Annotated in this window: 15 protein-coding genes; all 15 read left to right on the plus strand. The window is 36.8% G+C overall.

Annotated elements, in window-relative coordinates; genetic code table 11:
• The first annotated feature begins 2 nt into the window (after positions 1-2).
• The 15 genes from JFT89_RS27380 (at position 3) to JFT89_RS27450 (ending at position 14,541) form a co-directional block, all read left to right on the plus strand.
• On the plus strand, positions 3-1,103 hold the full coding sequence (locus JFT89_RS27380) for a leucine dehydrogenase (RefSeq protein WP_002015088.1): 1,101 nt from the start codon (positions 3-5) through the stop codon (positions 1,101-1,103).
• Positions 1,104-1,190: 87 nt separating this feature from the next.
• The gene (buk, locus tag JFT89_RS27385) at positions 1,191-2,294 is read left to right on the plus strand and encodes a butyrate kinase (protein ID WP_002088555.1); all 1,104 of its coding nucleotides are present in this window, start codon (positions 1,191-1,193) and stop codon (positions 2,292-2,294) included.
• A gap of 4 nt (positions 2,295-2,298) precedes the next feature.
• Entirely contained in the window at positions 2,299-3,720 is a 1,422-nt protein-coding gene (gene lpdA / locus JFT89_RS27390; protein WP_002015090.1) for a dihydrolipoyl dehydrogenase, read from the plus strand.
• A 27-nt stretch (positions 3,721-3,747) separates the two neighbouring features.
• Positions 3,748-4,749 (plus strand): 3-methyl-2-oxobutanoate dehydrogenase subunit alpha, encoded by a 1,002-nt coding sequence (gene bfmBAA, locus JFT89_RS27395; RefSeq protein ID WP_002033961.1) that lies wholly within the window; start codon positions 3,748-3,750, stop codon positions 4,747-4,749.
• A 13-nt stretch (positions 4,750-4,762) separates the two neighbouring features.
• The gene (bfmBAB, locus tag JFT89_RS27400; RefSeq protein WP_000290070.1) at positions 4,763-5,746 is read left to right on the plus strand and encodes a 3-methyl-2-oxobutanoate dehydrogenase subunit beta; all 984 of its coding nucleotides are present in this window, start codon (positions 4,763-4,765) and stop codon (positions 5,744-5,746) included.
• A gap of 15 nt (positions 5,747-5,761) precedes the next feature.
• The gene (locus JFT89_RS27405; protein ID WP_000257676.1) at positions 5,762-7,078 is read left to right on the plus strand and encodes a dihydrolipoamide acetyltransferase family protein; all 1,317 of its coding nucleotides are present in this window, start codon (positions 5,762-5,764) and stop codon (positions 7,076-7,078) included.
• Between the two features lie 340 nt (positions 7,079-7,418).
• The gene (locus JFT89_RS27410; RefSeq protein ID WP_002138272.1) at positions 7,419-8,597 is read left to right on the plus strand and encodes an FtsW/RodA/SpoVE family cell cycle protein; all 1,179 of its coding nucleotides are present in this window, start codon (positions 7,419-7,421) and stop codon (positions 8,595-8,597) included.
• A gap of 106 nt (positions 8,598-8,703) precedes the next feature.
• Positions 8,704-9,408: a DUF421 domain-containing protein gene (locus JFT89_RS27415; RefSeq protein WP_002067069.1), complete on the plus strand. Its 705-nt coding sequence runs from the start codon at positions 8,704-8,706 to the stop codon at positions 9,406-9,408.
• A gap of 73 nt (positions 9,409-9,481) precedes the next feature.
• The gene (locus JFT89_RS27420) at positions 9,482-9,946 is read left to right on the plus strand and encodes an NUDIX hydrolase (RefSeq protein WP_002138271.1); all 465 of its coding nucleotides are present in this window, start codon (positions 9,482-9,484) and stop codon (positions 9,944-9,946) included.
• 122 nt (positions 9,947-10,068) lie between these two features.
• Positions 10,069-10,476, plus strand: coding sequence for a YjdF family protein (locus tag JFT89_RS27425; protein WP_002067071.1), 408 nt, complete (start codon positions 10,069-10,071; stop codon positions 10,474-10,476).
• A 143-nt stretch (positions 10,477-10,619) separates the two neighbouring features.
• Positions 10,620-11,033 carry a BrxA/BrxB family bacilliredoxin gene (locus JFT89_RS27430; protein ID WP_002015097.1) on the plus strand — a complete coding sequence of 138 codons (414 nt, stop codon included), beginning with the start codon at positions 10,620-10,622 and terminating at the stop codon, positions 11,031-11,033.
• A 248-nt stretch (positions 11,034-11,281) separates the two neighbouring features.
• The gene (locus JFT89_RS27435) at positions 11,282-12,061 is read left to right on the plus strand and encodes a transporter substrate-binding domain-containing protein (protein WP_002067072.1); all 780 of its coding nucleotides are present in this window, start codon (positions 11,282-11,284) and stop codon (positions 12,059-12,061) included.
• Between the two features lie 36 nt (positions 12,062-12,097).
• Entirely contained in the window at positions 12,098-12,757 is a 660-nt protein-coding gene (locus JFT89_RS27440; protein ID WP_002067073.1) for an amino acid ABC transporter permease, read from the plus strand.
• Positions 12,750-13,472, plus strand: coding sequence for an amino acid ABC transporter ATP-binding protein (locus JFT89_RS27445; protein ID WP_002088545.1), 723 nt, complete (start codon positions 12,750-12,752; stop codon positions 13,470-13,472). The genes JFT89_RS27440 and JFT89_RS27445 overlap by 8 nt, the downstream gene beginning before the upstream one ends.
• A 100-nt stretch (positions 13,473-13,572) precedes the next feature.
• Positions 13,573-14,541: an aromatic acid exporter family protein gene (locus JFT89_RS27450; protein WP_002067075.1), complete on the plus strand. Its 969-nt coding sequence runs from the start codon at positions 13,573-13,575 to the stop codon at positions 14,539-14,541.
• Position 14,542: the final 1 nt, after the last annotated feature.

The raw sequence follows: 14,542 nt of genomic DNA on the forward strand, positions 1-14,542 counted from the left end.
CAATGACATTAGAAATCTTCGAATACTTAGAAAAATATGATTATGAGCAAGTGGTATTTTGTCAAGATAAAGAATCTGGTTTAAAAGCAATCATTGCAATCCATGATACAACACTTGGACCAGCTCTTGGTGGAACAAGAATGTGGACATATGATTCTGAAGAAGCGGCGATTGAAGATGCATTGCGTCTTGCAAAAGGGATGACATACAAAAATGCAGCAGCTGGTTTAAACTTAGGTGGTGCAAAAACAGTAATTATCGGTGATCCACGTAAAGATAAAAGCGAAGCGATGTTCCGTGCATTAGGACGCTACATTCAAGGACTAAACGGACGTTACATTACAGCTGAAGATGTTGGTACAACAGTAGATGATATGGATATTATCCATGAGGAAACTGATTTTGTAACAGGGATTTCACCATCATTCGGTTCTTCTGGTAACCCATCTCCAGTAACTGCATACGGTGTTTACCGTGGTATGAAAGCAGCTGCAAAAGAAGCATTTGGTACAGATAACCTAGAAGGAAGAGTAATTTCTATTCAAGGTGTTGGTAATGTAGCATATCACCTATGCAAACATTTACACGCTGAAGGAGCAAAATTAATCGTTACAGATATTAATAAAGAAGCTGTACAACGTGCAGTAGAAGAATTCGGTGCAACAGCAGTTGAGCCAAATGAAATTTACGGTGTTGAATGTGATATTTACGCACCATGTGCATTAGGCGCAACAGTTAATGATGAAACTATTCCACAACTTAAAGCAAAAGTAATCGCAGGTTCTGCAAATAACCAATTAAAAGAAGATCGTCATGGCGACCTTATTCATGAAATGGGTATTGTATACGCACCAGACTATGTTATTAATGCAGGTGGCGTAATTAACGTAGCAGACGAATTATATGGATACAATAGAGAACGTGCATTAAAACGTGTTGAGTCTATTTATGACACAATTGCAAAAGTAATCGAAATTTCAAAACGCGATGGCATAGCAACTTATGTAGCAGCAGATCGTCTAGCTGAAGAGCGCATTGCAAGCTTGAAAAACTCTCGTAGCACATACTTACGCAACGGTCACGACATTATTAGCCGTCGCTAATCATTCATATATAACTTTTACAAAAGGTGTGGTTACCTCTTATGAGGTTTCCACTTCCTTTTAAATTTATTAGTGGAGGTAGCAACATTGTCTGTAAATCGAATTCTTGTTATTAACCCAGGTAGTACATCCACAAAGATTGGTGTTTTTGATAATGAAAGACCCGTTCTAGAAGAAACTATTCGTCATGACGTAGAACAGATTGGAAAATATAAGCGAATTATCGACCAATATGAGTTTCGTAAAGAAACGATTTTAGAAGTTCTACATTCTCATGGTATTAACATTTCAAAATTAAACGCTGTTTGTGGGCGTGGTGGATTACTTCGTCCAATCGAAGGCGGTACGTATACAGTAAACGATGCGATGTTAGAAGATTTAAAAAATGGGTTTAGCGGTCATCACGCTTCAAACCTTGGAGGCATTTTAGCATATGAAATTGCTTCTGGATTAAACATTCCTGCATTCATTGTGGATCCTGTCGTTGTAGATGAAATGGAGCCAATTGCTCGTATTAGCGGTATTGCTGGTATGGAACGTAAAAGTATTTTCCATGCATTAAACCAAAAAGCGGTTGCTCGTAAAGTAGCAGATGAATTAAATCACAAATATGAGGATTTAAATTTATTAGTTACACATATGGGCGGCGGTATTACAGTTGGTGCTCATAAAAAAGGAAAAGTTATCGATGTGAATAATGGCTTAAACGGAGAAGGACCATTTAGTCCAGAGCGTGCTGGTACAGTACCAGTAGGACAATTAGTTGAAATGTGTTTTTCTGGTGAGTATTACCGAGACGAAATGGTTAAAAAACTTGTCGGACAAGGTGGACTTGTAAGTCTTATCGGTACAAACGATGCAATTAAAGTAGAACAAATGGTTGAAAAAGGTGATCCTGAAGCAACTCTTATTTATAAAGCAATGGCGTATCAAGTTGCAAAAGAGATTGGCGGAGCTAGTGCTGTACTTCACGGGAAAATCGATGCAATCGTATTAACTGGTGGACTTGCGTACAGTAAAATTCTTGTCGATGAAATAAAAGAACGTGTTCACTGGATTGCAGATGTTATCGTACATCCAGGAGAAGATGAATTACAAGCGTTAGCAGAAGGAGCACTTCGTGTATTACGTGAAGAAGAAGCTCCAAAAGAATATATTGTACGAGAAAAACAAACAGTAGCTAGGGGTTGAGATAATGGCAAGAGAATATGATTTAGTCATCGTTGGCGGCGGTACTGGTGGATATGTTGCTGCTATTCGTGCATCACAACTAGGGTTAAAAACTGCACTTGTTGAAAAAGAAAATCTTGGTGGTACTTGTTTACACAAAGGATGTATTCCTAGTAAAGCTCTTTTACGTAGTGCGGAAGTATACGCAACTGCTAAAAAAGGAGAAGAGTTCGGAGTTATTGCAAGTAATGTAGAACTAAACTTTGCTAAAGTACAAGAGCGTAAAGAGAAGATTGTAACGCAGCTTCATAAAGGCGTTCAGCATTTAATGAAACAAGGTAAAATTGATGTGTTTGAAGGTATTGGCCGTATTCTTGGCCCATCTATTTTCTCTCCAATGCCAGGTACAATTTCAGTTGAACTTGCAAGTGGAGAAGAGAATGAAATGTTAATTCCAAAAAATGTACTTGTTGCAACAGGTTCTCGTCCAAATTCATTACCAGGATTAGAGTTAGACGGAGAGTATGTAATGTCTTCGGATCATGCCCTAAAAATGGAAACGCTTCCTAGCTCAATCATTATCGTTGGTGGCGGTGTAATTGGTATTGAGTGGGCATCTATGCTTGCTGACTTCGGTGTAGAAGTTACTGTATTAGAATATGCGAAAAACATATTACCACTAGAAGATAATGACGTTTCAAAAGAAATGCAACGTCTATTCAAGAAAAAAGGTATTAAAGTGGTAACTGGTGCAAAAGTATTACCAGAAACATTGGTAAAAGATAATGGAGTAACAATTCAAGCTGAACATAACGGTGAGAACAAAGCATTTAAAGCAGAAAAAATGCTTGTATCTGTAGGAAGACAAGCGAATACGCAAAATATGGGCTTAGAGAACACAGATATTGTTGTGGAAAAAGGATACATTCAAACAAATGAGTTTTATCAAACGAAGGAATCTCATATTTACGCAATTGGAGATGTAATCGGTGGCTTGCAACTTGCTCACGTTGCTTCTCATGAAGGAATTGTTGCAGTAGAACATATCGCTGGTAAAGAAGTTGCACCAATTGATTATTCTATGGTATCAAAATGCGTATATAGTAGTCCAGAAGTTGCTTCTGTCGGCTTAACAGAACAAGAAGCAAAAGAAAAAGGCTATAAGTTAAAAGTAGGTAAGTTCTCATTCCGTGCAATCGGAAAGGCACTTGTATACGGAGAATCAGACGGTTTTGTAAAACTTGTAGTTGATGAAGAAACAAATGACATTCTCGGTGTTCATATGATCGGACCACATGTAACAGATATGATTTCTGAAGCTGGTCTTGCAAGAGTACTTGATGCAACACCTTGGGAAGTAGCACATACAATTCATCCGCATCCATCATTATCTGAGGCGATTGGTGAAGCTGCACTTGCTGTAGATGGAAGAGCGTTACACGCATAAAAATGTGGATTTAGGAGGTTATGAAAAATGGCAGAAGTAAAAGAAAAGCGCCATGAAGAGCTTGGCTTAAGTGATGAGCAAGTATTAGAAATGTTCCGTACGATGTTACTTGCACGTAAAATTGACGAACGTATGTGGTTATTAAACCGTGCAGGTAAAATTCCATTCGTAATTTCTTGTCAAGGACAAGAGGCTGCACAAGTTGGAGCGGCGTTCGCTCTTGATAGAGAGAAAGATTATGCATTACCATACTACCGTGATATGGGTGTTGTACTAGCGTTTGGTATGACAGCTAAAGAGCTTATGTTGTCTGCTTTCGCAAAAGCTGGAGATCCAAACTCTGGTGGTCGTCAAATGCCTGGTCACTTCGGTCAAAAGAAAAATCGTATTGTTACAGGATCATCACCAGTAACAACGCAAGTACCACATGCAGTTGGTATTGCACTAGCTGGAAAAATGGAGAAGAAAGATTTAGTAACGTTCGTTACATTCGGAGAAGGCTCTTCAAACCAAGGTGACTTCCATGAAGGAGCAAACTTTGCTGGTGTACACAAACTACCTGTTATTTTCATGTGTGAAAATAACAAATATGCAATATCTATTCCAGTTGAAAAACAATTAGCATGTAAAAACGTATCAGATCGTGCAATTGGTTACGGCATGCCTGGATATACAATAGACGGAAACGATCCGCTTGCAGTATATAAAGCTGTAAAAGAAGCAGCAGACCGCGGTCGTCGTGGTGAAGGTCCGACTTTAATTGAAGCAGTATCATATCGTTTAACAGCACATTCTAGTGACGACGATGATCGTGTTTATCGTGATAAAGAAGAGGTAGAAGAAGCGAAGAAAAAAGATTCAATTATAACATTTGCAGCTTATTTAAAAGAAGTTGGTGTGTTAACTGAGGAATTTGAAAAACAAATGCTAGACGAAATTATGCATATCGTAAATGAAGCAACAGAATATGCAGAAAATGCTCCGTATGCAGCACCTGAAGATGCATTGAAGCACGTATACGCAGAATAGGGGGGAACGTTTCATGGCTGTAATGTCTTATATTGATGCTATTACATTAGCAATGCGCGAAGAAATGGAACGCGATGAGAAAGTATTCGTTTTAGGAGAAGATGTTGGTAAAAAAGGTGGCGTGTTTAAAGCGACACACGGTTTGTATGATCAATTTGGTGAAGATCGTGCGCTTGATGCACCGCTTGCAGAATCTGCAATTGCTGGGGTAGCAATTGGTGCGGCAATGTATGGTATGCGTCCAATCGCTGAAATGCAGTTTGCTGATTTCATCATGCCAGCAGTAAACCAAATTGTTTCTGAGGCAGCAAAAATTCGTTATCGTTCTAACAACGATTGGACTTGTCCAGTTACAATTCGTGCGCCATTCGGCGGGGGTGTTCACGGTGCATTGTATCATTCACAATCTGTAGAAGCGATGTTTGCAAACCAACCAGGTTTAAAAATTGTTATCCCTTCTACACCATATGATGCAAAAGGCTTATTAAAAGCTGCAATTCGTGATGAAGATCCAGTATTATTCTTTGAGCATAAGCGTGCATATCGCTTAATTAAAGGTGAAGTGCCAGAAGATGACTATGTATTACCAATCGGAAAAGCAGATGTAAAACGCGAAGGTGATGATATTACTGTTATCACTTACGGATTATGTGTTCACTTTGCTCTTCAAGCAGCTGAAAAGTTAGCACAAGATGGAATCTCTGCACACATTCTTGATTTAAGAACGGTATATCCGTTAGATAAAGAAGCAATTATTGAAGCGGCTTCTAAAACAGGTAAAGTTCTTCTTGTAACAGAAGACAATAAAGAAGGAAGTATTATAAGTGAAGTGGCAGCAATTATTGCTGAAAACTGTCTGTTTGATTTAGATGCGCCAATCGCACGTCTTGCAGGTCCAGATGTTCCAGCAATGCCATATGCACCAACAATGGAAAAATTCTTTATGGTAAATCCAGATAAAGTTGAAAAAGCAATGCGTGAACTTGCGGAATTTTAATCGGGGGGACTATACATGGCTGTAGAAAATATCACAATGCCTCAGCTCGGGGAGAGCGTTACAGAGGGTACAATTAGTAAATGGCTCGTTAATGTTGGCGATCACGTAAACAAGTATGATCCGCTTGCAGAAGTAATGACTGATAAAGTAAATGCTGAAGTGCCATCTTCTTTCACTGGTATTGTGAAAGAATTAATCGCTGGTGAAGGTGAGACGTTAGCTGTAGGTGAAGTAGTTTGTGTTATTCAAGTAGAAGGCGCAGATGAAGTAGCAGCGACAGCTGTTGAGGAAAAAACAAAAGAAGAACCAAAGGCAGAAGTAGCTACGCCTGAAAAAGCACCGAAAGCAAAACAACCAACTGATGGAAAACCACGTTTTTCACCAGCTGTTTTAAAACTTGCAGGTGAGCATAATGTTGATTTAGATTTAGTAGAAGGTACGGGAGCAAATGGCCGTATCACTCGTAAAGATATTTTAAAGCTAGTGGAATCTGGAAATATTCCGCAAGCAGGTGCGAAGAAAGAGGAAGCGGTAGCAGCAGTAGTAGAAGCGCGTCCAGAAGCACCAAAAGCAGCGCCAGTAGCACAAAAAGTAGAAGCTGCAAAACCAGTTTCTGTACCAACAATGCCTGGCGATATCGAAATTCCAGTAACAGGTGTGCGTAAAGCAATTGCAGCGAACATGTTACGTAGTAAACACGAAGCGCCACATGCTTGGATGATGATTGAAGTAGATGTGACAAACCTTGTGTCATACCGTAATTCAATTAAAGGTGATTTCAAAAAGCGCGAAGGCTTTAATTTAACGTTCTTTGCTTTCTTCGTAAAAGCAGTAGCGCAAGCGTTAAAAGAGTATCCTCAAATCAATTCAATGTGGGCTGGCGATAAGATCGTTCAGAAGAAAGATATTAACCTTTCTATCGCTGTTGCAACAGAGGACGAACTATTTGTACCAGTAATTAAACACGCGGATGAGAAGACGATTAAAGGTATCGCTCGTGAAATTACAGAGCTTGCAGGAAAAGTACGTACGAAATCGTTAAAAGCGGACGAAATGCAAGGCGGAACATTTACAATTAATAACACAGGATCATTCGGTTCTGTTCAATCTATGGGTATTATTAATTACCCACAAGCGGCTATTTTACAAGTTGAATCAATTGTAAAACGCCCAGTAATTATGGATAACGGTATGTTCGGTGCTCGCGACATGGTTAACTTATGTTTATCACTTGACCACCGTGTACTAGATGGCCTAATTTGTGGTAAGTTCTTAGGACGTGTAAAAGAAATTCTAGAAAATACGTCAGAAAATAATACATCTGTATATTAATAAAAAGCTCGCTTATGCGAGCTTTTTATCATCTTATTTCTTCATTTGCATCCTACTATATGTACAACACTTTTCCCGGCAATCTTACAATGAACGAGTATGTATTAGAAATTCACGAAAATACATTGCTGATATATGGTATATAGATATAAAATAAGAAAAGAATAATTTTTTTGGCAAATCTTACTGACGAAACTGTAGTATAATATATTGTATTGTATGAAAAAGAGAGTTATTCTATATAAGTGTTTTATAGATAATGTGTAATCAGTCGTCAAAACATGAAGAATGTTGACTCCTGGTTTTTTATTTTGCTGTAACAATGTTTCAGGAGGATGTCATGAAAAGAAGTACCGAGTTTTTAAAAAGTTTAGATGTAAAATTAATTTTAATTTTGTGTGCATTATGTGTTACAAGTATAACGGCTATATATAGCAGTCAGCAAACTGGACAATATGGTGCTGAGAATTTTGCTCTGAAACAAGGTGTTAACTACATAATTGGGATTGTAATGTTACTTCTTGTTGCAAGTGTTGATTCAGATCAGCTACAAAAACTATCTTGGCCATTGTATATTGCTACATTTGCTTCGATTATTTTGTTGAAGATATTACCAGTTTCAAACTTTACACCTGAAATACTTGGGGCGAAAAGATGGTTTAGGTTTCCGGTAATTGGATCTATTCAACCGTCGGAGTTTTTCAAAATTGCACTGGTTATGTTAGTAGCAAATTTAGCAGTAAAGCATAATGCACAGTATATGGTTCGAACATTTAAAACAGACCTAATATTAATAGGAAAGGTAATGTTAGTAGCTATTCCTCCTACGGCTGTTGTATATAGCCAACCGGATACAGGTATGGTGTTCTTATATGCTGCTGCAATTGCATGTATTTTATTTATGTCAGGTATTCAGAAGAAATTGATAGCGTTATGTACAATTATTCCGGTGACCATAGTATCTGCGTTAATATTTATTTACGTAAGGTATGAGGATTTCTTCTTTAATAATTTAGTTACTTTACTAAAACCTCACCAACAATCACGAATTTTAGGTTGGTTAGATCCATTTGAACATACAGATCAAGGCTATCAAACACAGCAATCGATTTTAGCTGTAGGTAGTGGAGGTATGGAAGGGAAAGGATTTGGTGAAGGGAACGTCTATATTCCAGAAAAACACACTGACTTTATTTTCGCTACAATTGCCGAAGAAGGTGGATTTATAGTAGCGGCGTTAGTTGTGTTCTTGTTCCTGTTACTACTATATCGAACAATTATTATCGGTTATTCTGCTGATAATTTATTTGGTACATTATTATGTGCTGGATCTATAGGAATACTAACGGTTCAAATATTCCAAAATATTGGTATGATCGTTGGATTAATGCCTGTAAAAGGTATCGCATTACCTTTCTTATCATATGGGGGAAGTTCCTTATTCTCGAATATGATTATGATGGGACTCATATTATCGGTACGGAAAACGTATAAAAAATATATGTTTTCAGTTAAGTAAAAAAGCTAGTTCGTGTAAAAACGAACTAGCTTTTTTACATATATGCCCTTAAACGTTGCAAACTAAGACAGAATAGCAGTTTGAGACGGGTAAGGAGTGCAAAGTGATGCATATGCATATTTTTGAAGGAGCACGGCATCTATCTAATAGTGAATGGGTTATTCGAGCTATCATAGCATACATATTTTTAATATTAGTTGCGAAAGCGATGGGACAAAGGTCCATCGCACAACTTCGTTTTTTAGATGTCGTATTAGTATTATTGCTTGGTGGGAATATTTCTAACGCATTATCTGATGAAAAAGTGGGGTTACTCGGCTCGATGATTACAACGTTCATACTCGTTGTACTTCACATTATAAGCTCAGTCTTAATGTTGAAATGGGATAGATGGAGACGCTTTTTAGAGCCAGCACCTATTATTCTTATACACAATGGTTCCATTGATTTTAGCAATTTGAAAAAAGCGAGAATTACGGTGGAATATTTATTTTCGGAAATTCGTATGCGAAATGTGAGCGATATTCAAACGATTAAATTAGCATTGTGGGAAGCGAATGGTGTTGTTTCTATATTTCAGTATCCAGAATATGAAGCAGTTTCGCGGCTTGATCTGAAAGTGGCGGGAAGAAGATCTCCAGTTTCTTTTGTATTAGTAAAGGATGGGAGGATTCAGCAAGATGTTCTAGCTTTAGTAGGAAAAACAGAAGAGTGGGCGAAAGAGTGTTTAGAGAAGAGTGCAGAAATCGAATCCATTATGTTAGCTACAGTAGATGAAGCGCATAAAATAAATGTTTTGTTAAAAAAATGAAAAATATACGCATTTTGTCGTTTCATACATATGATACAATAGTGTGGACAACGAAAAAATGGGAGGTGTTTCCATGGGATATGTAGAGGAATTACGAAAAGTAGTTGGCCATCGCCCTTTAATTTTAGTTGGTGCTGTTGTACTCGTTATAAATGAAAGTGGATATGTATTATTACAGCAAAGAACAGAGCCGTACGGAAAATGGGGGTTGCCTGGCGGGCTAATGGAGCTTGGTGAATCACCAGAAGAAACAGCTTACCGTGAAGTATATGAAGAGACAGGAATAGAAGTAAAGAACCTCCGATTAATCAATGTATTTTCTGGAGCGAACTATTTTTCAAAATTAACAAACGGTGATGAGTTTCAATCCGTAACGACAGCCTATTATACCGATGAATACGAAGGGAATTTTGTTATGAATAAAGAAGAAGCGGTTCAGCTTAAATTCTTCCCGGTAACAGAGCTACCTGATTATATTGTAGGATCGCATAAAAAAATGATCGTTGAATATATGAAAATTATGGAAAAAAATATATAATAATATTGGAAGAAATACAAAAACACAGTTCTGGTCGGTAGTCCAGACACATGATTTCATGTCAGTAACCTTCCCCTCCGGGATGTCCTGTATTTCTAATTTTTTAAAAGGAGGGGCTGTCAATGGATTTGACAGTATATCACGATGGTCAATTTTTTGTAGGAATTATTACGCATAAAGAAAAAGAGAAATTGTATGGAGCGAGGTATATTTTTGGGATGGAACCTTCAGACGAGGAAGTACTTATATTTGTGAATGGTCCGATGTTAGCATATTTCCAGTACTTTGCAAAATGCGGTGTGGAAGTTAAAGAAAAACAGCGTCCCAAAAATATAAAGCGTATCATACGACAAGCGGCAAAAGAAGTAAATGTAAAACGTTTTACTAAGGCACAAGAAGCAATTAGTTTATCTTATGAACTGCATAAACAAGAACAGAAAGTGCAATCTAAGGAGAAACGGGAAGCTGAAAAGCAGAGAAAACGTTTTATAAAAGTACAAAAAGCAAAGCAAAAACATCGTGGTCATTAAAGAAAAGGTGTTAGAGCAGGGCTCTAACACCTTTTCTATGCTGAAATACAAGTAAACTTACTTGTATTCTCTAAACATTAACTGGTAAGATACAAATAGGTAGAATTAGAGGAGGGAAAAGATTGATTAACTTTAACTTTTTTATGAATGATGTTGTCCGTCAAGCGCGTGAAGAGATTGTCTCTGCGGGATATACAGAATTGACGACACCAGAAGCAGTCGAAGAAGCATTTAAAAGAAATGGTACAACACTTGTAATGGTAAACTCTGTATGTGGTTGTGCAGGTGGCATTGCTCGTCCTGCTGCTGCACATTCCGTACATTATGATAAACGCCCTAACCACCTTGTAACGGTATTTGCGGGTCAAGATAAAGAAGCAACAGCAAGAGCTCGTGAATATTTTGAAGGATATCCACCTTCATCTCCATCATTTGCGTTATTGAAAGATGGAAAAATTGTAACGATGGTAGAACGTCATGAAATTGAAGGTCATGAACCAATGCAAGTAATTGCAAAACTACAATCTTATTTCGAAGATAATTGCGAAGAACTATAAGGAAGAGAAAAAGGCGGTATGTCCACGATCAAGTGGGTGTACCGCCTTTTTTATTTAGTTTTTAAAATAATTAAACATGCAGAAGTTGTTATTTTATGCATGTTTTTATGCATTAACAACAGCTTTAATGCTGTTTTTGTATTTATTTTTATTTTAAATATTGCATAAAAATGAAAGTACTGATACAATACAAACATCGAATAAATATTCTATTAAACTTTTAAATATACATTATTAGGGGAAGAAAGATGAAGAAGTTATTATCAATATCATTTGCACTTATTTTAATTGTAAGTATGTTCAGTGCTTGTAGTAATGGGGAAGAAAAGGCGAATGGCGAAAATAAAAAAGTACTCGTTATGGGGACTTCAGCAGACTATAAACCGTATGAATACGTGGAAGCTTCAAAAAGTGATGAAATTATCGGCTTTGATGTTGATATTGCAAAATATATCGGAAAAGAACTTGGGTATGAAGTAAAAGTGAAAGATATGGATTTTGGCGGATTATTAGCATCTCTTAGCTCAGGAAAAGTTGATTTCGTTATGGCAGGTATGACGCCAACTGCAGAGCGTAAAAATAATGCTGATTTCACAGATATTTATTTTGTTGCTAAAAATATGATCGTTTCAAAAAAGGGCTCTAATATTAAATCGTTAGAAGATTTAAAAGGGAAAAAAGTAGGGGTACAAACAGGGTCAATTCAAGAAGAAAAGGCAAAAGAATTTCAGAAACAAGTTGATTTCAAAGCTGAGGGACGTGACCGTATACCAGAAATCGTACAAGAAATTAAAGCTGGTCGTTTTGACGCTGCAATTATAGAAGACACAGTTGCAAAAAAATATTTAGAAAAAATGAAAGAACTACAAGGAATTGAAATTCAAGAAGCACCAGAAGAAGTAGGTGCAGCAATTGCTCTTCCGAAAAATAGTGATAAAACAGAAGAATTTAATAAAGTAATTAAGAAAATGCAAGAAAATGGAGAAATGGATAAATTAGTGAAGAAATGGTTTGGCAGCGGAAAATAAGCTGCCTTTCACTTTTCTGTGAGGGGAATGAAAAGGATGAATCTAGATTTTTCGGCAATTACGCCTTCAATACCATATATATTAAAGGGATTAGAAGTTACATTGAAAATTGTAGCTGCATCAGCTGTGGTAGGATTTATTTTAGGAACGTTATTAGCACTTTGCAAAATTGCTAGAATACGAGTATTAAATATTGCAGCAGATATTTATACGTCAATATTTCGTGGCACACCGCTAGTATTACAATTAATGATTATTTATTTCGGTGTTCCGCAAATGATGGGTTATGAGATACCAGCCTTTTTAGCAGCTGTACTTGCATTTAGCTTAAATTCAGGTGCATATATGTCAGAAGTAATTCGTGCCGGCATTCAAGCAGTCGATAAAGGACAAACAGAAGCAGCAATGGCTTTAGGTATTCCGTACAGTAAAATGATGAGAAATATTATTTTTCCTCAAGCTTTAAAAAATATATTACCAGCACTTGTGAATGAGTTTGCGACACTTACGAAAGAGTCGGCTGTAGTAACCGTAATAGGAGCGACTGATTTAATGCGCCGTGCTTATATTGTAGGTGGTGAAACATTTAAATATCTTGAGCCATTACTTTTTGTTGGACTTATTTATTATATATTAGTAATTATTCTTACATTAGTCGGGAAAGCCATTGAAGGGAGAATGAAGAAAAGTGATTAAAATTGACAACCTTCATAAATCATTTGGGAAAAATGAAGTATTAAAAGGAATTACAACAACGATTGAGAAAGGAGAGGTTGTTGCAATTATTGGACCGTCTGGATCTGGAAAGTCAACGTTTTTACGCTGTATGAATGTATTAGAAGCGCCGACAGATGGTCACATTTGGATTGGAACGGAAGAAGTAACGAATCCGAAAACAAATATTATGCACGTTCGTGAAAATGTCGGAATGGTATTTCAACATTTTCACTTATTCCCTCATATGACTGTATTAGAAAATATTACGTATGCTCCTATCAATGTAAAAGAAGTAACGAAGCAAGAAGCTGAAAAAAAAGCTGAGAAACTTCTAGAAAAAGTGGGGTTATTAGATAAGAAAGATGCATATCCAAATCGTCTTTCAGGAGGACAAAAGCAACGTGTAGCAATTGCAAGAGCGTTAGCGATGGAACCGGAAGTTATGTTATTTGATGAACCGACCTCTGCGCTAGATCCAGAAATGGTGAAAGAAGTGTTAGAAGTTATGAAATCATTAGTTACGACAGGAATGACGATGGCAATCGTTACACATGAAATGGGATTTGCAAAAGAAGTAGCAGACCGTGTTCTCTTTTTAGATGGTGGAAAGCTCGTAGAAGATAGTAATCCGGAAGAGTTTTTTACAGCACCAAAAAGTGACCGTGCAAAAGAATTTTTGCAAAAGATATTGTAATATGTGAAGGGTACGTGAATAATAGGTAGAAAAGGATGACATTGCGTCATCCTTTTTTTATACTATTTTTAAATACATTTATACATATAGGAGTAATGATATGTTTAAAATTGGATATAGAACAGTGAAAACAGCGCTTGGAACGGGAGCGGCAGTTTTTATTGCTCAGTTATTAGGATTAGAATTTTATAGTTCAGCTGGTATTTTAGTCATTTTATGTGTGCAAAATACGAAACGAAAATCCGTTCAAGTATCGTTGCACCGTTTTTTAGCTTGTGTATTATCGATGGTATTTGCGTTTTGTATTTTTGAAACGATTGGTTATACACCACTTGCGATTAGCGTATTACTGCTTACCTTTATTCCAACTGCAGTTATGTGCAAAATTCAAGAAGGGATTGTCACGAGTTCGGTTATCGTTATGCATCTGTATTCATTAAAGCAAATTACATGGTCTATAGTTGGTAATGAAATTGCTATATTAACGATTGGAATTAGTGTCGCTTTATTAGTAAACATGTACATGCCAAGCAGTGAGAATAAACTGAAAGAGTATCAAGGAAAAATAGAAGAGTATTTCAGAACGATTTTGTTTGAAATGGTCGTTTATTTACGGAATCGAGATAGTAGTTGGAGTGGGGCCGAATTAATTGAAACAGAAATGATGCTGAAAGAAGCGAAAGATTTATCATTTAAAAAACTTGAGAATGAATTTATGCGTGAAGATGACTATTATTATCGGTATTTTGATATGCGTATGCAACAATTTGAAATTTTGGAGCGCATGATACCATTAGCTGCATCACTATCTTGGACGTATGAACAAGCTGATATGATTGCAGACGTAATTGAAAATATAGGGAATTCTATTCGACCTGAAAGTACAGGGGTCATTTCGTTAAGACAACTTCAAGAAATGCGAGAAGTATTTAGAGAAATGCCTTTACCAGTCTCGCGAGAAGAATTTGAAATACGTGCAAAACTTGTTCAACTTGTTTATGAGATGGAGCAATATTTACTCATTAAAAGTCGTTTTAAGGGAAAGGATAATATAAAAGAACTTATTTAGA

Origin of the sequence: Bacillus sp. TH25 (assembly GCF_016650935.1) — a bacterium.
In the GTDB taxonomy this organism is placed as follows: Bacteria; Bacillota; Bacilli; order Bacillales; family Bacillaceae_G; genus Bacillus_A; species Bacillus_A mycoides.